This window comes from Crystallibacter permensis (assembly GCF_025960875.1).
Lineage (GTDB): Bacteria > Actinomycetota > Actinomycetes > Actinomycetales > Micrococcaceae > Crystallibacter > Crystallibacter permensis.
Genome location: NZ_JAODLR010000006.1, coordinates 35,932 through 54,840, shown reverse-complemented (window position 1 = coordinate 54,840; position 18,909 = coordinate 35,932). Strand labels below are relative to the sequence as shown.

Below are 18,909 nucleotides of genomic sequence, written 5' to 3'. Positions count from 1 at the left end.
GCCCGACGAGGGGGAAGGATCCTTCGTGACTGAAACCACTGACCTGGCTGCAGGTGTGGATACATCATCAGACTCTGCTGCGCCGAAGAGCGCAGGACTTGCCGGACTTAAGCTTGCCCAGCTGCAGGCCTTGGCCGGCCAGCTCGGCATCACCGGCGGTTCCAGGATGCGCAAGAGCGACCTGGTGGCGGCTATTTCGGACCACCAGCGTGGTTCCGCAGTAGCTGACCGTCCTGCCAAGAAGACCACCGGCCGTGCAAGTGCCAAAGAAGAAGCTGCTCCCGCAGCCGAAGAGCCCGCGGCCCCTGCAGCGCCTGCTGCTGATACTGCGGACAAGGCGGACGCGAAAGACAGCGGCGACCTGAACAAGGCCGCCGAACGCGTGAGCCGGACCCGCAACCGCAACCGTCGCGCGACCAGCGACGGCAGCGTGGCGCCGGAAGCGGCGCAGGCACCCGCTGCAGCCGAAACGGCAACGGACGGCGAAGTTGCCGGTTCCAAGGCTGCAGAGGCACAGCGCGTCGACGCGCAGCCAGCCGAAGTGCAGCCCGCCGAGGCGAAGCCGGAGTCCGAAGGCGGCCGTGAGGGCCGTCGTAGCCGCGGCCGTAGCCGTCGTGAGGACCAGCCGGAGCAGCAGGCCGAAAAGCCCGCTGACAAGGCGGAGCCGTCCGAAGCTCCTGCTGAGGGCGCGAAGGAAGGCCAGACCGAGCGCAGCGACCGTAGCGACCGTAATGACCGGCGTGAGCGCAGCCGGACCCGCGGCCGCGACAACGAGTCCGCTGGCAGCGATAGTCGGAGTGACAACCGCAGCGATAGCCGGAGTGACAACCGCAGCGACGACGGCGACGATGGCGGCCGCGGACGCAACCGCCGCAACCGGAACCGCCGCGACCGCGACACGGACACCAGCAACCGGTACCGTGACCGCAACGAGCGCCGCCGCGGACGCGGCCAGAACCCGGACGTGGACGATACCGAGGTTACCGACGATGACGTGCTGCTGCCCGTGGCCGGCATCCTCGACGTCCTCGAGAACTACGCGTTCGTGCGCACCTCCGGCTACCTGCCCGGTCCGAACGATGTCTACGTCTCGCTGGCACAGGTCAAGAAGTACAACCTGCGCAAGGGCGACGCCGTTGTTGGTGCCATCCGGGCCCCGCGGGACGGCGAAAACGCCAACCAGAACAGCCGCCAGAAGTTCAACGCCTTGGTGCGCCTGACCTCCGTCAACGGCAAGCCTGCCGAAGATAACAAGGACCGGGTCGACTTCACCAAGCTGGTTCCGCTCTACCCCTCGGAGCGCCTGCGCCTCGAAACGGAGCCGAAGAAGATCGGCCCCCGCGTTATCGACCTGGTAGCACCGATCGGCAAGGGCCAGCGCGGTCTCATCGTGTCGCCGCCGAAGGCCGGTAAGACGCTGATTCTGCAGTCCATTGCCAACGCCATCACGATCAACAATCCTGAGGTCCACCTCATGATGGTTCTGGTTGACGAGCGTCCCGAAGAAGTCACCGACATGCAGCGCACGGTCAAGGGCGAGGTCATTGCCTCCACCTTCGACCGTCCCGCCGACGACCACACCACGGTTGCCGAACTCGCCATCGAGCGCGCCAAGCGCCTGGTGGAAATGGGAATGGACGTCGTCGTTCTGCTCGACTCGATGACCCGCCTGGGACGCGCCTACAACCTGGCTGCTCCTGCTTCCGGACGTATTCTCTCCGGTGGCGTGGATTCCTCCGCGCTGTACCCGCCGAAGCGCTTCTTCGGTGCTGCACGCAACATCGAAAACGGCGGTTCTTTGACCATCCTGGCAACCGCATTGGTGGAAACCGGTTCCAAGATGGACGAAGTCATTTTCGAAGAGTTCAAGGGCACGGGCAACATGGAACTTCGCCTGTCCCGCAATCTGGCGGACAAGCGGATCTTCCCTGCCGTGGACGTCAACGCTTCCGGTACCCGTCGCGAAGAGAACTTGCTCTCCTCGGAGGAAGTCAAGATCATGTGGAAGCTGCGCCGGGTTCTTTCCGGACTCGATACGCAGCAGGCGCTTGAGCTTCTCACCAACAAGATCCGGGACACTCAATCCAACGTCGAGTTCCTGATGCAGGTACAGAAGACGACGCTGGGCGCGAAGTCCGACAACGACAAGTAGCTGCCCTAACCGCTCATGGTTCCGCCGGTCCCGCAATGCGGGACCGGCGGAACCTGGGCGGTTCGTTGTTTAAGCGGCCGGTTGGTGTCTTATCTAGACTTATTGAAGAAGTCGAAAGAGGTTTGAGAAATGTTTGAGTCCGTACAGGGATTGCTCGCAGAGCATGCAGAGCTGCAAAAGCGGCTGAGCGATCCGGCCGTATACGCGGACCAGGGACTGGCTCGCAAGCTGGGCCGCCGGTCGGCGCAGCTGAACGGTATTGTCGAGGCATACAACCGCTGGAGCCACCTGGAGGGCGACCTGGGCGCGGCACGGGAAATGGCTGCCGAGGACCCCGAGTTCGCTGCCGAAATCCCTGCGCTTGAAGCTGATCTCGAGACAGCCCAGGCAAGACTGCGCCGGTTGTTGATCCCGCGGGATCCGGACGACGCACGCAATGTCATCATCGAGGTCAAGGGCGGTGAAGGTGGCGACGAAGCCGCCTTGTTCGCCGGTGATCTGCTGCGTATGTACACCCGGTATGCGGAGCAACGCGGCTGGAAGACCGAAATCATCTCCGCCACCGAGTCCGATCTGGGCGGTTACAAGGACGTGTCCATGGCGATCAAGGGTTCATCGAACGATCCCGCAGAAGGCGTCTGGGCCAGGATGAAGTTCGAAGGCGGCGTGCACCGGGTCCAGCGTGTTCCGGTCACCGAATCCCAGGGCCGTATCCACACCTCCGCCGCAGGTGTCCTGGTCCTGCCGGAAGTGGACGAGCCGGAAGAAGTCGACATCAGCCAGAACGACCTGAAGATCGATGTCTACCGCTCCTCCGGGCCAGGTGGGCAGTCCGTCAACACCACGGATTCCGCCGTCCGCATCACGCACATTCCCACCGGGATCGTAGTCGCGATGCAAAACGAAAAGTCCCAGCTGCAGAACCGTGAAGCGGGCATGCGAGTGCTACGTGCCCGCCTGTTGGCGCACCAGCAGGAGCAGATCGACGCAGCCAACTCAGAGACCCGTAAGTCGCAGATCCGGACCATGGACCGCTCTGAACGCATCCGCACGTACAATTTTCCGGAAAACCGCATAGCGGACCATCGCACCGGCTACAAGGCCTACAACCTGGATGCGGTCATGAACGGGGAACTGGAGCCCGTCATCCAGTCGGCCATCGAGGCCGACGAGCAGGCGCGGCTTGAGGCGGTCGGCGAGGATCATTAGGCACCAGTGACCGGAGAAACGCTTGCCGAGGCTCTCGCCGAGGCAACTCAGATTTTGGCGCGGGCGGGGGTGCCCAGTCCACGCGTGGATGCCGAGCTTCTGGCGGCTCACCTCATGGCTGAGTCCTTAGGCCGGATCAGATCGCTGGCCCTGACCGGTGCAACGGTCCCGCCGGAGTTCGGTGAACTCGTGGCGGAACGGGCCCGTCGGGTTCCGCTCCAGCACATTACGGGCAAGGCGTACTTCCGCCACCTCGAACTGCAGGTTGGGCCCGGAGTCTTTATCCCGCGGCCGGAGACGGAGACCGTTGCCCAGTACGCCATCGACCGCGCTGTGAAAATCCCGCGTGCAAAGGTCGTTGATCTTGGTACCGGGTCGGGTGCCATTGCGGCGTCCATTGCCCAGGAAGTTCCCGGAGCGGAAGTCATCGCCGTGGAACTGAGTGATCTGGCCCACGCCTGGGCGGCACGCAACCTGGAGCCGTGGGGCGTGACCCTGGTCCAGGAAGACCTACGTACCGCGCTTACCGAACACGACGGAACCTTCGACGTCGTTGTTTCCAATCCTCCGTACATTCCCGCCGAAGCCGTGCCGCGGGACCCGGAAGTGGCGGAACATGACCCGCAAATTGCCCTGTATGGTGGCGGCGCCGACGGTCTCCAGTTGCCAGCCGCCACGGCCAGCACCGCCGCGCGGCTGTTGAAATCCGGCGGCTACTTCATCATGGAACATGCGGAAGTCCAGGCTGAAGCTGTGTCGCACCTGCTGCACAGTGGCGGGTGCTGGAACGATGTTGCCACAGTCTACGATTTGACCGGACGCGAACGGGCCACCGCCGCCGTCCGGCGGTAGCGCTGCCCCGAAATGAAAGAATGATTCTGTGACCACCACATTCAACTGCACGGACGATGTCGAACGTAGTGAAGGCCTTGCCGCCGCGCAGACGGCGATCGCGTCAAAACAGTGCATTGTCATGCCGACGGACACGGTGTATGGCATCGCCGCGGACGCGTTCTCGCCACAGGCGGTTGCCACGCTGTTGGCAGCCAAGGGCCGTGGCCGCACCATGCCCCCTCCGGTCCTCATTCCCCGTCCGCAGACCATGGACGGGCTCGCGGTGGATATCGCCGAGCAGGCCCGGCGCCTGGCGGACGAATTCTGGCCCGGCGGACTGACTCTGATCTTCCATGCCCAGCCGTCGCTGACCTGGGATCTGGGTGACACCAAGGGCACCGTGGCCCTGCGGATGCCGGATGACCCTCTGGCGCTGGACCTGCTCGCGGTGACAGGCCCGCTGGCGGTTTCGTCCGCGAACCGCACCGGCCAGCCGGCATCCCGGACAGCCGCCGAAGCCCACGTGCAGCTTGCTGAATCCGTGGAGGTCTACCTGGAAGACGGACTGCGCGGTGATACCGAAGACAGCCAGTCCCTGCCGTCGACTATCGTCGACTGCACTTCGCAACCCTTCCGTGTGGTCCGTGACGGAGCCATACCCGTTGCCCGGTTGCGGGAAATCGTGCCGGACATCCTCGGCATTGGGGAGGAACCGGCCGGGCTAACGCCGGACCTTGCAGCGGAGACGCCAGGGGAGAGCAGCCAGCTATGAGCATTGGACGTGGCCCCGCATCCGGTAAGACTGCCAGCAGCGACAAGGCACTCTGGCTCTGGTCGCAGTTCCTGCTGGATTCATCCGCCTGGATTGTTTCGATCGTCCTGGCCGTCTTCCTGCGGTACGAGATGGTACTGGATCCATCGAAGATCCCCGGCATCATCGTCCTCTGCGCCATTGCGATCGCCGCACAGTTCGCAGTGGGTTCAGCCTTCGCGCTGTATAAGGGGCGGTACAGCTTTGGCAGCTTCCATGAGGCAAAGCTGCTTGTGATCGTGACGGTGGCGGTTTCGGCCATCACCACGGTCGCCCTGCTGTTCTTTGGTATCTCCATGGGTATCGCCCGTGGTACAGGCATCATCGCCTTCCCGTTCGCCTGCCTTTTCATGGCCGCTATCCGTTACCTGAAGCGGATGTACGTTGAGAGCAAGGCCAAACCCGGCGAAGAGGCCGCCAGGACCCTGATCTACGGCGCTGGTTTTGTGGGAAAGTCCATCGTGAGCCGCATGTGCAACGACCCGCAGTCGCCTTGGCTGCCTGTCGGCCTGATTGACGACGACCCAGCGAAGAAGCACCTGCGGATTGCCAGTGTTCCGGTGCTCGGCCGGATGGAGGACCTGCCGGACATCGTTGCCCGGACAAACGCCACGGTCCTGTTGATCGCCATAGCGGACATCGATGCCAAGCAAGTCCGCCGGATCTCCGACGCAGTCGCGGGCCTGAACATCAAGGTTCTGGTTGTCCCGCCGCTGAAGGACATGTTGACCGGCGGGTCCGAATTTTCCTTCCGCGAAGTGGCAATCGAGGATCTGATTGGACGGCAGCCCGTCGACATCCACGTTGATGAGATCGCTCATTATGTCAAGGGAAAGCGCGTGCTGATCACCGGGGCCGGCGGCTCCATCGGATCGGAACTGTGCCGGCAGATCAACGAATTCGAGCCGCGTGAATTGATCATGTTGGACCGAGACGAAACCGGGCTGCAGTCCACCCAGATATCGATTACCGGCCAAGGATTGCTTAACGGCAAAGACACGGTTCTGGCCGACATCCGCGACGCAGCTGCCCTGGACGAGATCTTCCTGGATCGGAAACCCGAGGTGGTGTTCCACGCAGCGGCGCTCAAACACGTTTCCCTGCTGGAGCAGTATCCCGAGGAAGCCTGGAAAACGAATATCTTGGGCACCCTGAACGTTCTCCAAGCCGCCCGGCTGGCCGATGTTCAGACGTTCGTCAATATTTCCACTGACAAGGCGGCTAATCCGACGACGGTGCTTGGACATTCGAAGCGGGTTGCCGAGAAAATCACGGCGTGGCTCGCGCAACAAACCGGATTGAAGTACGTTTCGGTCCGTTTCGGAAATGTTCTGGGTAGCCGCGGTTCCGTGCTGCCGCTGTTCAACCAGCAGATCCGCAACGGGGGACCGGTGACGGTGACCGATGCGGACGCAACCCGTTTCTTCATGACGATTCCGGAAGCGTGCCAGTTGGTCATTCAGGCTGGAGCCATCGGACGCGGGGGAGAGGTCCTGATTCTGGACATGGGCGAGCCGGTACGGATCCTCGACGTTGCCCAGCGCATGATCGCGATGTCCGGCAAAGAGATTGATATCGTCTTCACCGGCCTGCGTCCAGGTGAAAAGCTGCACGAAGAACTCATCGGTATCGGTGAAGACGATTCGCGTCCGCTGCACCCGAAGATTTCGCATGCTTCCATTGACGCACTGGATCCGCACCAGATGAGTCTTGAGGAGTGGAAAAACCGGCAGCACCTGCCACTGGCCAGTAACGAGCCGGAGTCGGCCAAATGACCGGAGTGCTTTCAGCCGCTGTTGCCTTCGTCATCAGCCTGTCGCTGCCCCTGGCCTTGAAACCACTGCTGCTCAAGCTGGGCGTGCTGGACATACCAAACGAGAGATCGTCCCACACAAAAGTAGTTGTCCGCGGCATGGGCATCACTGTGGCGGTCGGCGTTCTTGGCGGGCTGCTCACGGCAGTGCTGACCGGGGCCGCTGCCGATGGCGTGGCGATCATCGCTACTGTGGCCGGCGTTTGCGCAGCCGCCTCTGTACTGGGCTGGCTGGAGGACTTCCGCGGTGTGGCCATTTCCGTACGCTTCCTGCTGCAGTTGGGAATCGGCGCCACCGGTACAGCCATCATCGTGGTCCTGACCGATACCTCCTGGTTATGGATTCCGGTCGGCGCGCTGGCCATTGCCGGCTACATCAATGTTGCGAACTTCATGGATGGGGTCAACGGTATATCGGGCCTGCATGGGCTGGTCGTGGGACTGTTGTTTTCAGTGGCCGGAATGATGTCATCGCTTGACTGGCTGATGGTCTCGGGGCTTGTGGTTGCCGTCGCGTTTGCGGCTTTTCTGCCCTGGAACCTCTCCGGCAGCAATTTCCTTGGCGACGTCGGCAGTTATTTGTTGGGCGCTTCGCTGGCCGTCCTGGGGGCGGCGGGTTTTCTCAGCGGAGTCCAACCGGAGTATTTGCTGGGGCCGGTGACCATCTATCTTGCCGATACGATGTCCACTTTGCTGCGCCGGATCAGTGCGGGGGAGCGGTGGTACGCGGCGCATCGTCAGCACGTCTACCAACGGTTGACGGACGCTGGGCTCAGCCATGTGCAGTCGGCCCTGCTGGTCGCGGCTTGCTCGCTGCTGACCGGGTTGTGCGGACTCGTGGCTGCCGCCAGCAACGTACCGGGCAAGGCATCTGCGCTGCTGGTTTGCGCCGCCGTCGTACTCTTCTATCTGCGCTCCCCACGCATCTTCGGCCGTCGCGCAGCCGACGCCGCGACCGGATAACGTCAGGAGCAGGACATGCATTCACAGGCTGACTTCTATCTCGTGTAGAATTCTTGTCGGCCGGTCTACCGGTCATCATCCCCGCATGTGCACCCGATCGGACAGCTATGAGCACGCATCATTCCAACGGCAACAGTGCCGCTGGCAGTGCCGTACCTGTCTCCGGTCCCACGGCCACTCCATGGCTGAAGATCCTGAAGACCTCGTCCCTTGGTGCCGCTGCAGCCACTCTTCTGGTGGTAGTGCTGGCATTCATCGTGGCGGGGGGTGTGGGCGCCCTTAGCGCTGTGCTCGGTTCAGTGCTGGTAGTAGTTTTCTTCGCCATAAGCCTTTTGATCGGCCATGTCGTCGGGCGGAGAAATCCGTCCGGCGCGATTGGTGCCTTCATCGCCACCTACGTGCTCAAGGTTGTTGGTTTCGGTGCTGCGCTCTTTATTATCGGCACGCCGGACTGGCTGGAAACGACCTGGTTCTTCATTGCTGCCGTCGTCAGTGTTGTGGTGTGGCAGATTGCGGAAGTTTTCGCATTCTCCCGCGTTCGATACCAGATTTACGACGATCCGGAAGACGGCGAAAGCTCTACAGCCGGGAAGGAAGCCCGTTAATGCCTGCGCAGAATTCCCGCAATTCAGATCCTGGCAGCGGCGACTCCCGCTACCAGGGCGGCAACACGGTCTTGACCTATATAGTTGGCGGGATCATAGCCTGGGGTTTGATAGGCTGGGGGCTGGACTATCTGTTGAATACCCGGTGGCTGTTCATCGTCGGTGCCGTTCTAGGCGCTGGCGGCGGATATTATCTGGCCCGAAAACACAACCTCACCCGCAGCGCTAAGCGCCGCCATGGGGACGGTCAAGGGAACAACATCTAAATGTCAGACAACTTCATACGGTGGCGTGCCGAGACGGCAATCCACCCTGAAACGCCCAATGATGGACACTGCAGAGAGGAAACGCGTTGATCGCGCTTGCGCGTCCGGCGGCCGCTAATGAAGGTGGCTTCGTCCCACCGACCCTCGAAGATATGCACCTTCCGGAGATTCTCCCTTGGGCTGCCGAGTACGGAACAGGTTTCGGCAAGCAGATGCTGCTGGTCCTGCTCTCTGTTGCACTGATTTCCTGGTTCTTCCTGGCCGCGTCACGCCGCGGTCAGCTGGTGCCAGGCAAGCTTCAGCACCTGGGCGAAATGAGCTACAACTTCGTCCGCAACTCCGTGGGCAAGGACATTATCGGCGAGCGGGACTACCGGCCATTTGTGCCGCTGCTGTTCTCCTTGTTCTTCTTCATCCTGGTGAACAACTTCTTCGGATCTGTTCCTCTGTTGCAGATTCCGACTCCGTCCCATGTGGGCACGGCCTACGCTCTGGCCGGGATCGTCTACATCACCTGGATCGTGCTGGGCCTCAAGAAGCACGGCATCGGTTACTTCAAGCTCGCTGTGGTACCGGCAGGCGTCCCGAAGGCGATTCTGCCGCTGATCGTCATCATTGAGATCATCTCTACCTTCTTGGTTCGGCCCGTCACTCACAGCCTCCGTCTTTTCGCCACCATGCTGGCGGGACACTTGATCATCATGCTGTCCGCGGCGGGTTCCGAATTCCTGCTTATGGACGCCGACTTCTGGTTCAAGCCTCTTGGAGTCCTCACCATTGCGGGTGGCGTGGCTATGTACTTCTTCGAAATCCTGATCCAGGTCCTGCAGGCATACGTCTTCGTCCTGCTGACAGCGATTTACATCCAAGGCTCCCTGGCCGAGGAACACTAGATTTCCCCGTTGGGGAAGCCCCTGAACCAAACAACCTGCCCTCTGGGCATCTTGAAAGGAAAATAATGGAAGGCAATATCAACCTCGTAGGTTATGGTCTCTCCGCAATCGGCGGTGCCATCGGCGTGGGACTCGTCTTCGCCGCTTACATCAACGGTGTCGCCCGTCAGCCCGAGGCACAGCGCGTGCTGCAGCCGATCGCCTTCTTGGGCCTGGCGCTGACTGAAGCTCTCGCCATCCTCGGCCTGGTGTTCGCGTTCGTTCTCTAGCAGACAACGCTTACTTTCCAAACCGAGTAGATAGGACGGGTGAGATATGAAAGAGGCAGTTATCCTCGCCGCCGAAGAGGGCGTCAACCCTCTGGTCCCTAATATCTGGGAAATCGCGGTCACGCTCATTGGCTTCGCCATCCTCATGTATATCGTCGCTAAGAAGGTCGTTCCGGCCTTCGAAAAGACCTATGCAGAGCGTGCCGAAGCTATTGAGGGCGGAATTGCCAAGGCCGAGGCCGCCCAGGCCGAGGCCAGCGCCGCCCTGGACGAATACAAGCAGCAGCTGCTGGACGCACGCACCGAAGCAAACCGCATCCGTGAGGACGCGCGCGCCGAAGGTGCCCAGATCCTTGCAGAGCTGAAGGACAAGGCCGCCGCTGAAGCCAACCGCATCAGCGAGCAGGCGCAGGTGCAGATTGCAGCCGAGCGCCAGGCAGCCGTTACTTCGCTGCGCAGCGAAGTCGGCGTGCTGGCTACCGAACTGGCCGGCAAGATTGTCGGGGAATCTCTCAACGATGACGCGCGTTCCGCACGTGTTGTTGACCGCTTCCTGGCCGATCTTGAAGCTTCGGCTCCGGCATCCCAGAATGCAGGTGCTTCGAACTAATGGCAGGTGTATCGAGCGAGTCACTGAAAGCGGCACAGCAGGAGCTGGAAGCAAAGCTTCCCACCGCTCCGCTGTCCCTGGCAGAGGAACTCTTTGCAATTCTGGGTCTGCTGGACAGCAATGCCGGACTGCGTCGGAGCCTCACGGACCCGGCACGCAGCGGCGAGGACAAGGCGCAGCTGGTTTCCCAGTTGGTCGGCGGCAAGGTTTCGGCTGATGCCCGGGCCGTAGCCGAAGGCCTGGCCGCATCCCGCTGGGGCTCTGCACGTGACATTGGTGACGCTCTGGAAACCCTCGCGGCTACCACTGCTATCGCTGTTGCGGAGAGCAAGGGCGCTGGAGTTGACGGACTCGAAGGTCTGGAGAACGACCTGTTCCATTTCATCCGGCTCGTCGAGGCAGATCACGATCTGCAGCGCGCGCTGGTTGAACCGCAGGCATCGGCCGAGGCTAAATCGGCTCTGGCTCTGAAGCTGGTTCCGAACGTCGGACCCGAGGCGCAGGTCTTGATCCGCCAGGCAGTTACTGCCCCGCGCGGGCTCAAGCCGACCGCTCTGGTCCGGCGCTTTGTGGAACTGGTTGCCCAGCGCCAGCAGCGTTGGATCGCCAACGTCAGCGTTTCCCGTCCGCTGACCCAGGAGCAGATCTCACGTCTGCAGGCAGGGCTCAATGGGTTGTACGGCCGCGAGCTGAAGATCAATGTCAACGTTGACCCATCACTAGTTGGCGGAGTCCGCGTGCAGGTAGGCGACGAAGTGGTTGATTCCTCGGTCGTCACCCGCCTGTCCGAACTTCGTCGGAAGCTCGCGGCCTAGCACTCGTCCCTTCGGGGACGAAGAGCTGGAGCCGGAAGCCTCAATACAGACTGATATACACACCGGTCGTCGCCCACGCGATGATCACAACATAGGAGAGCAGGGACTGCAGATGGCCGAATTGACCATCAACGCCGACGACGTCCGTAATGCGTTGAACGAGTTCGCGGCGTCCTACGAACCGGGCAGCGCCGAGCGCGTTGAAGTTGGCCGCGTAACAACCGCCAGTGATGGCATTGCCCGTGTTGAGGGTCTTCCCTCGGTAATGGCCAACGAACTGTTGCGTTTCGAGAACGGCATTCTGGGCCTCGCCCAGAACCTCGACACCCGCGAAATCGGTGTCGTCATCCTCGGTGACTTCACCGGCATCGTCGAAGGCATGGAAGTTCACCGCACCGGTGAAGTTTTGTCCGTTCCCGTGGGAGACAACTTCCTCGGCCGCGTTGTCGATCCGCTGGGTGAGCCCCTGGATGACATGGGCCCCATCGAATCCGAAGGCCGCCGCGCTTTGGAACTGCAGGCACCGGGCGTGACCCAGCGCAAGTCGGTCCACGAGCCCATGCAGACCGGCATGAAGGCCATCGATTCCATGATCCCGATCGGCCGTGGCCAGCGTCAGCTGATCATCGGTGACCGTCAGACCGGTAAGTCGGCGATCGCGATCGACACGATCATCAACCAGAAAGCCAACTGGGAGTCCGGCGACGTCAACAAGCAGGTCCGCTGCATCTACGTCGCGATCGGCCAGAAGGCCTCCACCATCGCTGCAGTCCGTAAGTCGCTGGAGGAGAAGGGCGCGATGGAGTACACCACCATCGTGGCGTCTCCGGCTTCCGACCCGGCCGGCTTCAAGTACCTGGCGCCCTATGCCGGTTCGGCCATCGGGCAGCACTGGATGTACGGCGGCAAGCACGTTCTGATCGTGTTTGATGACCTCTCCAAGCAGGCTGAAGCCTACCGTGCCGTGTCGCTGCTGCTGCGTCGTCCGCCGGGACGTGAAGCCTACCCGGGTGACGTCTTCTACCTGCACTCGCGTCTGCTGGAGCGTTGTGCGAAGCTCTCCGACGAGCTGGGTGCTGGTTCGATGACCGGTCTGCCGCTCATCGAAACCAAGGCCAATGACGTTTCGGCGTACATCCCGACGAACGTCATCTCGATCACCGACGGACAGATCTTCCTGCAGTCGGATCTCTTCAACGCCAACCAGCGTCCTGCTGTCGACGTGGGTATCTCCGTTTCCCGCGTGGGTGGTTCGGCGCAGGTCAAGGCCATGAAGAAGGTCTCCGGTACCTTGAAGCTGGAACTGGCGCAGTACCGCGACATGCAGGCGTTCGCGATGTTCGCGTCCGACCTCGATGCTGCTACCAAGCAGCAGCTCAACCGTGGTGCGCGACTGACCGAACTGCTCAAGCAGGGACAGTACTCGCCGTTCCCGGTCGAAGACCAGGTTGTCTCCATCTGGGCCGGTACGAACGGTCACCTGGATGAAGTTCCGATCGAAGACATCAACCGTTTCGAAACCGAGTTCCTTCAGCATCTGCGTCACCGCTCGTCGGTCCTGACCACGATCGCGCAGACCAACCTGCTTGAGGACTCCACGGTCCAGGAACTTGATCAGCAGATCACGGAATTCAAGAAGGGCTTCTTCGGAGAAGGCGACAACCAGCTTGTCGGTGCAGGCCGAGAAGAGTATGACGCCCTGGCCGAGGAAGCCGTGGATCAGGAAAAGATCGTCCGGCAGAAGCGCTAATTCATTTTCGTTGATTGAGCGGGGTCGAAATCCTGACGCCGTCATGCATAGGACTCGACTTCGCTCAATCAGCGAGGATTAGGAAAGGAAAAGTATGGGAGCCCAGATTCGGGTCTACCGCCAGAAGATTGCTTCGACCACGTCGATGCAGAAGATCTTCAAGGCGATGGAGCTGATCGCTGCCTCGCGCATTGGAAAGGCCCGCACTCGTGTGGCTGCGTCACTGCCCTACGCCAATGCGATCACCCGTGCCGTTTCTGCTGTGTCGTCACAGTCGGAGATCGAACACCCGCTGACCACCGAGCCGGAGCAGATCCGGCGCGCGGCCGTCGTGGTAATGACCTCCGACCGCGGTCTGGCAGGAGCGTACTCTGCGTCGATTCTGAAGCAGGCACAGTCGCTGACCGAATTGCTGCGGGCAGACGGCAAGGAAGTGCGCCACTACCTTGTTGGCCGCAAGGCGCAGGCTTACTTTGATTTCCGCAGTCTTTCGTACGAGCAGGTGTGGACCGGCGGCACAGATGCGCCGGCCTTCGAGGTTGCCCGCGAGATCGGCGATGCCGTGCTCGCAGACTTCAACACTGCTTATGAAGAGGGCGGTGTCGACGAGATCCACGTTGTCTACACGCGCTTCAAGTCCATGGTGACCCAGGAGCCGACGGTTATTCGTCTGCTGCCCCTGGAAGTCGTGGAGGAGGAGGCTGTATCGGAATCGGATCTGCTGCCGTTGTACGAGTACGAGCCGGAACCTGAGCAGGTACTGGATGCGTTGCTGCCGCGCTACATTGAGTCGCGTATCTTTGCAGCCATGCTGCAGTCCGCCGCCAGTGAACTTGCCGCCCGCCAGCGGGCCATGAAATCTGCCGGCGACAACGCTTCGGACCTCATCAAGAAGTACACAAGGCTCCGGAACAACGCACGTCAGGCCGAAATCACGCAGGAGCTGACCGAGATTGTCGGCGGTGCGGACGCGCTAAGCGCGTCCTGACCTTCGGCGTCGAAGGCGCCTCAGGCCAAAGTAAACTTTAACCCACGCCATCTAACTGAATGAAGTGAGAGAGATGACTGCCCAAACTATCGAGCACGGAACCGGTTCCGTCGGCTCGGGCGCCACTGGCCGTATTGCCCGTGTGATCGGCCCGGTTGTCGACGTCGAGTTCCCGGCTGACGCCATCCCCGGCATCTACAACGCATTGACCGCTGAGATCACGCTCAACGGCGACACCCACACCATCACCTTCGAGACCTCGCAGCACCTTGGCGACAACCTCGTTCGTGCTATCTCCCTGCAGGCCACCGACGGTCTCGTCCGCGGCACCACCGTTACGGATACGGGTTCGCCCATTACCGTGCCTGTTGGTGATGGCGTCAAGGGTCACATCTTCAACGTGCTGGGCGAACCGCTCGACGTTGAAGCTTCCGAACTGGAGATCAACGAGCGCTGGCCGATCCACCGCAAGGCTCCCAACTTTGCCGATTTGGAAAGCTCCACGGAGATCCTTGAGACCGGCATCAAGGTCATTGACCTCCTCACCCCGTACATCAAGGGTGGAAAGATCGGCCTGTTCGGCGGTGCCGGTGTCGGCAAGACCGTGCTGATCCAGGAAATGATCACCCGTGTTGCCCGTAACTTCGGCGGTACCTCGGTATTCGCCGGTGTCGGCGAGCGTACCCGTGAAGGTAACGACCTCTGGGTCGAAATGGAAGAAGCCGGCGTTCTGAAGGACACGGCACTTGTTTTCGGCCAGATGGACGAGCCGCCGGGAACGCGTCTGCGCGTGGCACTGTCGGCGCTGACCATGGCGGAATACTTCCGCGATGTGCAGAACCAGGACGTGCTGCTCTTCATCGACAACATCTTCCGTTTCACCCAGGCAGGTTCCGAGGTCTCCACGCTGCTGGGCCGTATGCCCTCCGCCGTTGGTTACCAGCCGAACCTTGCTGACGAAATGGGCCTGCTGCAGGAACGTATTACGTCGACCAAGGGCCACTCGATCACCTCGATGCAGGCGATCTACGTCCCGGCCGATGACTACACCGACCCGGCTCCGGCAACCACGTTCGCGCATCTGGATGCGACCACGGAACTTTCCCGTGAAATCGCTTCCCGTGGCCTGTACCCCGCTGTGGATCCGCTGACCTCCACGTCGCGAATCCTGGATCCGCAGTACATCGGCCAGGCGCATTACGACGTCGCCGTCCGCGTGAAGCAGATCCTGCAGAAGAACAAGGAACTGCAGGACATCATCGCCATCCTCGGTATTGATGAACTGGGCGAAGAGGACAAGATTGTTGTGGCGCGTGCTCGCCGTATCCAGCAGTTCCTGTCGCAGAACACCTACACCGCCAAGCAGTTCACCGGCGTGGAGGGTTCCACCGTTTCGATCAAGGACACCGTTGAAGGCTTCAAGGCCATCTGCGACGGCGAGCTGGACCACATTGCGGAGCAGGCGTTCTTCAACATCGGTGGCCTGGACGACGTAGAGCGCCAGTGGGCCAAGATCCAGGAACAGAGCAAGTAAGCCAATGGCTAACGAAGCGGCTGAACTGGAAGTAGAGATTGTGGCGGCGGACCATTTCGTGTGGTCCGGTGCGGCAACTTTGGTCAAGGCTCGTACCGCAGAAGGCGAGATCGGAATCCTGCCCGGCCACTCGCCGGTGCTGGCTATTCTGGCTCCCGGCGAGCTGGGGATCAACCCGGTCAACGGCGAGCGGATCAACGTGACCGTGGACGGCGGATTCTTCTCCGTCGACAGTAACCGCGTGGTCATCGTGGCGGATAATGCCACGGTCAATGACCTGGCCACGGCTTAGGTACAGCTAGCGGCGCCAGTGGAAGAAGTCGGTTACACGTTCGCTATTCTGGCGGCACTGTTCCTGCTGCTGCTACTGACGCTGCTTGCCTTCGGGGTGCGCCGCTACCAACTGCGGCGCGCCCTTGGCACTTTTGACGCCTCCATCTGCATGCTGCCTGGCAGCTGGCAGATGGGGGTTTGTCGTTATGCGGACAAACACCTGGAATGGCTGCGGCTCTTTTCCCTGAGCCCCAGGCCGCGCTACAGATTCCGGCGCAGCGCTTTGGAGCTGCAGGGGTGGCGCCAACCTACGGAGGCCGAGCGGGCGAAAATACAGCCCGGGGCCATCGTGGTGATGCTTCGCCATGACAAGCAGGAACTGCTGCTCGCCATGAGCTTCGATGTTTACGCGGGTCTGTCTTCCTGGTTGGAGGCCGGTCCGGTGATAGGGATCGGTACCTGGCGATGAAAATGCTTTCGCGGCGCGGCTCCTCACCGGAGCCGCGCCGCTGTTCTTTACGGACCGCTCATTAGGATGGGGACTATGGAAGATGTGATCGTCGTCAACGGACCCAGCACCCTGTCGGGGCGTGTTGAGGTGGCCGGGGCGAAGAACAGTGTCTTGAAACTGATGGCCGCCGTGCTGCTGGCCGAGGGAAAGTCCACGATCACCAACGTGCCGAATATCCAGGACGTGTGGATCATGGCGGAGCTGTTGCGAAGGCTTGGCTGCACCGTTGATTACGACGTCGATGCGTCCTGCGTGCACATTGACGTTCCTGCCGAGCCCGCCCATCAGGCCGATTATGACCTGGTCCGGGCAATGCGCGCGTCGATATCGGTGTTGGGACCGCTGGTCGCCCGCTGCCGCCAGGCAGAGGTGGCCCTGCCCGGTGGAGATGCCATTGGCTCCCGAGGCCTGGACATGCACCGCAGCGGCCTGGAGCTGATGGGGGCGGAAATAGTCATTGCGCATGGCTATCTTGTCGCGCGTGCACCCAACGGCCTGCATGCGGCCCACCATCGGCTCTCGTTTCCGTCCGTAGGGGCAACCGAGAATCTGATGATGGCGGCCACCTTGGCCCACGGCGTCACGACCATCGACAACGCGGCACGGGAACCGGAGGTCTGCGACATAGCCGAGTTGCTGGTGGCCATGGGAGCGCAGATCGAAGGGATCGGCTCGCCGACCTTGGTGATAACCGGCGTCGAACGTTTGCATCCGGTCACGCACCGGACCGTTCCGGACCGGATCGTTGCGGGCACGTGGGCGTTTGCCGCTGCAATGAGCGGCGGGTGCGTGGACGTCTGCAATGCGGTTCCGGAGCATCTGTCCGTGGTGCTGGACAAGTTGGCCCAGGCCGGTTGCACAATCACCACCCGGGCGGACGGATTCATCGTCGAGGGCAACGGCCGTCCCGCTCCGATCAACGTCTCCACGCTGCCGTATCCGGGATTCCCCACGGACCTCCAACCGTTCGTAGTAGCACTGAACGCGGTAGCGGATGGCAACGGCATGGTGACCGAAAACGTTTTTGAGGCGCGCTGGGGCTTTACCTCTGAGCTGGCCCGGCTCGGTGCCGTGGTCCGGCTGGATGGGCATCATGCCTTGATCAGGGGAGTGCCGCAGCTGTCCGGAGCGCCTGTAGTGGCAAATGACATCCGTGCCGGCGCTGCCTTGGTGATTGCCGGACTGGTAGCCGACGGCGTGACCGAGGTCCGGGGCGTAGACCATATAGACCGTGGCTATGAGCGTTTCGACGAGAAGCTGCGTACTTTGGGGGCTGCCGTAGCCCGGCAGGGGAGCGAACCGGAGCCCGGAGCGCTGGCCGGCAGGTTGGCTTAACGTCAGAGGTCCCCGGATTCCTCCGGGGACCTCTGTGCAAGTCCGTCGCAGCGGTGCCGCGAGGTGGTATTCGAAACCTCAGATGACGGTTACGCCGGTTGCCTGCGGCCCCTTGGCGCCCTGCCCGATCTCGAAGGTCACACGCTGGTTCTCGTCCAGGGTCTTGAAACCACCCGTCTGGATTTCAGAGTAGTGAACAAAAACATCGCCGTCGGAATCATCCGGGGTGATGAAGCCGAAGCCCTTTTCAGCGTTGAACCACTTGACGGTCCCCTGTGCCATTTATTTCTCCTCATAGTGGAACTTTTTAGCCCGGCACACCTCGTACCGGACCGGGGGTCACTCCGTGGAAGACCTCATGTCCGGCTGGTTGCCGAAGCGGTGAGGAGCTTCACACTCGCAACATGTCCTGCGAGCATGAAAAACACACATACACAAAGACTGCGTTAAGCATCACATACGTAAAAGGGCAGGTCAACGGCCTGTGGGGGCATTCAATCGTTTGTTAAGCAAATGTTTTCCCGCGGTTGCGGGTAGGCGGTGCACTCATTCAAAGGCGGCCGGGCGGAGGTCAGAACAAGCGTGCTTCGCTGTCGTCAACCCCGCGCATGGCGTCGTAATCCAAGGTGAGGCAGTCTATGCCGCGGTCCGATGCCAGCACCCGGGCCTGCGGCTTGATCTGCTGGGCCGCGAAGACCCCCTTCACCGGGGCCAGCAGGGGATCGCGGTTCAGCAGTTCAAGATAGCGGGTCAGTTGCTCCACGCCGTCGATATCGCCGCGGCGTTTGAGTTCAATGGCCACGGTCGCGCCGGTGGCATCGCGGGCCAGAATGTCGACCGGACCGATGGCGGTCATGTACTCCCGGCGGATCAGGCTGTAGCCCTCGCCGAGGGTGTGGATCTGCTCGGCCAGCAGGCGCTGCAGGTCGGCTTCGACACCGTCCTTGACCAGTCCCGGGTCCACGCCAAGTTCGTGGCTGAACTCGTGGAGCTGCTCGTGGATCTGGATGACCAGCCGGTCGTCACTCTTGGCATGTTGGACGTGCCAGACTTCGGCTACGCCGTCGGCAGCGTCCGTTTCGTCCGGCGTCTCGACACGGAGTCTGGCGGGCGGGCTCATCCAGTTAAGCGGCTTGTAGGAGCCGCCGTCGGAATGGATGAGAACGGAGCCGTCCGCCTTGACCATCAGCAGGCGTGTGGCCAGCGGCAGATGGGCGCGGAGACGGCCGATGTAATCAACTGAGCAGCGGGCAATAACTAAACGCACAGTAGGCCACT

Annotated in this window: 20 protein-coding genes; 18 read left to right on the top strand and 2 right to left on the bottom strand. The window is 61.6% G+C overall.

From position 1 onward, the window contains the following. Positions 1-25: 25 nt before the first annotated feature. The 18 genes from rho (at position 26) to murA (ending at position 17,631) form a co-directional block, all read left to right on the top strand. Positions 26-2,152, top strand: coding sequence for a transcription termination factor Rho (rho, locus tag B0G38_RS09040; RefSeq protein ID WP_264669138.1), 2,127 nt, complete (start codon positions 26-28; stop codon positions 2,150-2,152). A gap of 129 nt (positions 2,153-2,281) precedes the next feature. Then, the gene (gene prfA / locus B0G38_RS09035; protein WP_264669137.1) at positions 2,282-3,361 is read left to right on the top strand and encodes a peptide chain release factor 1; all 1,080 of its coding nucleotides are present in this window, start codon (positions 2,282-2,284) and stop codon (positions 3,359-3,361) included. A gap of 6 nt (positions 3,362-3,367) precedes the next feature. Beyond that, complete coding sequence (gene prmC / locus B0G38_RS09030) at positions 3,368-4,213, top strand: peptide chain release factor N(5)-glutamine methyltransferase (RefSeq protein WP_264669136.1); 846 nt, start codon at positions 3,368-3,370, stop codon at positions 4,211-4,213. 28 nt (positions 4,214-4,241) lie between these two features. Next, positions 4,242-4,967 (top strand): L-threonylcarbamoyladenylate synthase, encoded by a 726-nt coding sequence (locus B0G38_RS09025; protein ID WP_264669135.1) that lies wholly within the window; start codon positions 4,242-4,244, stop codon positions 4,965-4,967. Then, entirely contained in the window at positions 4,964-6,781 is a 1,818-nt protein-coding gene (locus B0G38_RS09020) for a polysaccharide biosynthesis protein (protein WP_264669134.1), read from the top strand. The genes B0G38_RS09025 and B0G38_RS09020 overlap by 4 nt, the downstream gene beginning before the upstream one ends. Further along, complete coding sequence (locus tag B0G38_RS09015) at positions 6,778-7,782, top strand: MraY family glycosyltransferase (RefSeq protein ID WP_264669133.1); 1,005 nt, start codon at positions 6,778-6,780, stop codon at positions 7,780-7,782. Before B0G38_RS09020 ends, B0G38_RS09015 begins: the two co-directional genes overlap by 4 nt. Positions 7,783-7,889: 107 nt before the next feature. After that, on the top strand, positions 7,890-8,387 hold the full coding sequence (locus tag B0G38_RS09010; RefSeq protein ID WP_264669132.1) for a hypothetical protein: 498 nt from the start codon (positions 7,890-7,892) through the stop codon (positions 8,385-8,387). After that, the gene (locus B0G38_RS09005; RefSeq protein ID WP_264669131.1) at positions 8,387-8,653 is read left to right on the top strand and encodes an AtpZ/AtpI family protein; all 267 of its coding nucleotides are present in this window, start codon (positions 8,387-8,389) and stop codon (positions 8,651-8,653) included. Before B0G38_RS09010 ends, B0G38_RS09005 begins: the two co-directional genes overlap by 1 nt. 86 nt (positions 8,654-8,739) lie before the next feature. Then, positions 8,740-9,546 (top strand): F0F1 ATP synthase subunit A, encoded by an 807-nt coding sequence (atpB, locus tag B0G38_RS09000; protein ID WP_264669130.1) that lies wholly within the window; start codon positions 8,740-8,742, stop codon positions 9,544-9,546. A gap of 65 nt (positions 9,547-9,611) precedes the next feature. Further along, a complete protein-coding gene (atpE, locus tag B0G38_RS08995; RefSeq protein WP_074701684.1) occupies positions 9,612-9,815 on the top strand; it encodes an ATP synthase F0 subunit C in 204 nt (67 codons plus the stop codon). Between the two features lie 46 nt (positions 9,816-9,861). After that, entirely contained in the window at positions 9,862-10,425 is a 564-nt protein-coding gene (locus tag B0G38_RS08990) for a F0F1 ATP synthase subunit B (RefSeq protein WP_264669129.1), read from the top strand. Next, entirely contained in the window at positions 10,425-11,240 is an 816-nt protein-coding gene (locus B0G38_RS08985) for a F0F1 ATP synthase subunit delta (protein WP_169994313.1), read from the top strand. Before B0G38_RS08990 ends, B0G38_RS08985 begins: the two co-directional genes overlap by 1 nt. Positions 11,241-11,352: 112 nt before the next feature. Then, positions 11,353-12,990: a F0F1 ATP synthase subunit alpha gene (gene atpA / locus B0G38_RS08980; protein ID WP_169994314.1), complete on the top strand. Its 1,638-nt coding sequence runs from the start codon at positions 11,353-11,355 to the stop codon at positions 12,988-12,990. Positions 12,991-13,084: 94 nt separating this feature from the next. Further along, a complete protein-coding gene (locus tag B0G38_RS08975; protein ID WP_264669128.1) occupies positions 13,085-13,978 on the top strand; it encodes a F0F1 ATP synthase subunit gamma in 894 nt (297 codons plus the stop codon). A 73-nt stretch (positions 13,979-14,051) separates the two neighbouring features. Then, positions 14,052-15,512, top strand: coding sequence for a F0F1 ATP synthase subunit beta (gene atpD / locus B0G38_RS08970; RefSeq protein WP_264669127.1), 1,461 nt, complete (start codon positions 14,052-14,054; stop codon positions 15,510-15,512). 4 nt (positions 15,513-15,516) lie between these two features. Next, a complete protein-coding gene (locus tag B0G38_RS08965; RefSeq protein WP_074701693.1) occupies positions 15,517-15,804 on the top strand; it encodes a F0F1 ATP synthase subunit epsilon in 288 nt (95 codons plus the stop codon). Positions 15,805-15,822: 18 nt separating this feature from the next. Continuing rightward, positions 15,823-16,254: a DUF2550 domain-containing protein gene (locus B0G38_RS08960; RefSeq protein WP_074701694.1), complete on the top strand. Its 432-nt coding sequence runs from the start codon at positions 15,823-15,825 to the stop codon at positions 16,252-16,254. Between the two features lie 75 nt (positions 16,255-16,329). Beyond that, a complete protein-coding gene (gene murA, locus B0G38_RS08955; protein WP_264669126.1) occupies positions 16,330-17,631 on the top strand; it encodes a UDP-N-acetylglucosamine 1-carboxyvinyltransferase in 1,302 nt (433 codons plus the stop codon). Positions 17,632-17,709: 78 nt separating this feature from the next. Here murA and B0G38_RS08950 read toward each other — a convergent pair whose 3' ends face one another. After that, positions 17,710-17,913: a cold-shock protein gene (locus tag B0G38_RS08950; protein WP_074701697.1), complete on the bottom strand. Its 204-nt coding sequence runs from the start codon at positions 17,911-17,913 to the stop codon at positions 17,710-17,712. A gap of 289 nt (positions 17,914-18,202) precedes the next feature. Beyond that, positions 18,203-18,898, bottom strand: coding sequence for an endonuclease NucS (gene nucS, locus B0G38_RS08945; RefSeq protein WP_169994324.1), 696 nt, complete (start codon positions 18,896-18,898; stop codon positions 18,203-18,205). Between the last annotated feature and the right edge of the window lie 11 nt (positions 18,899-18,909).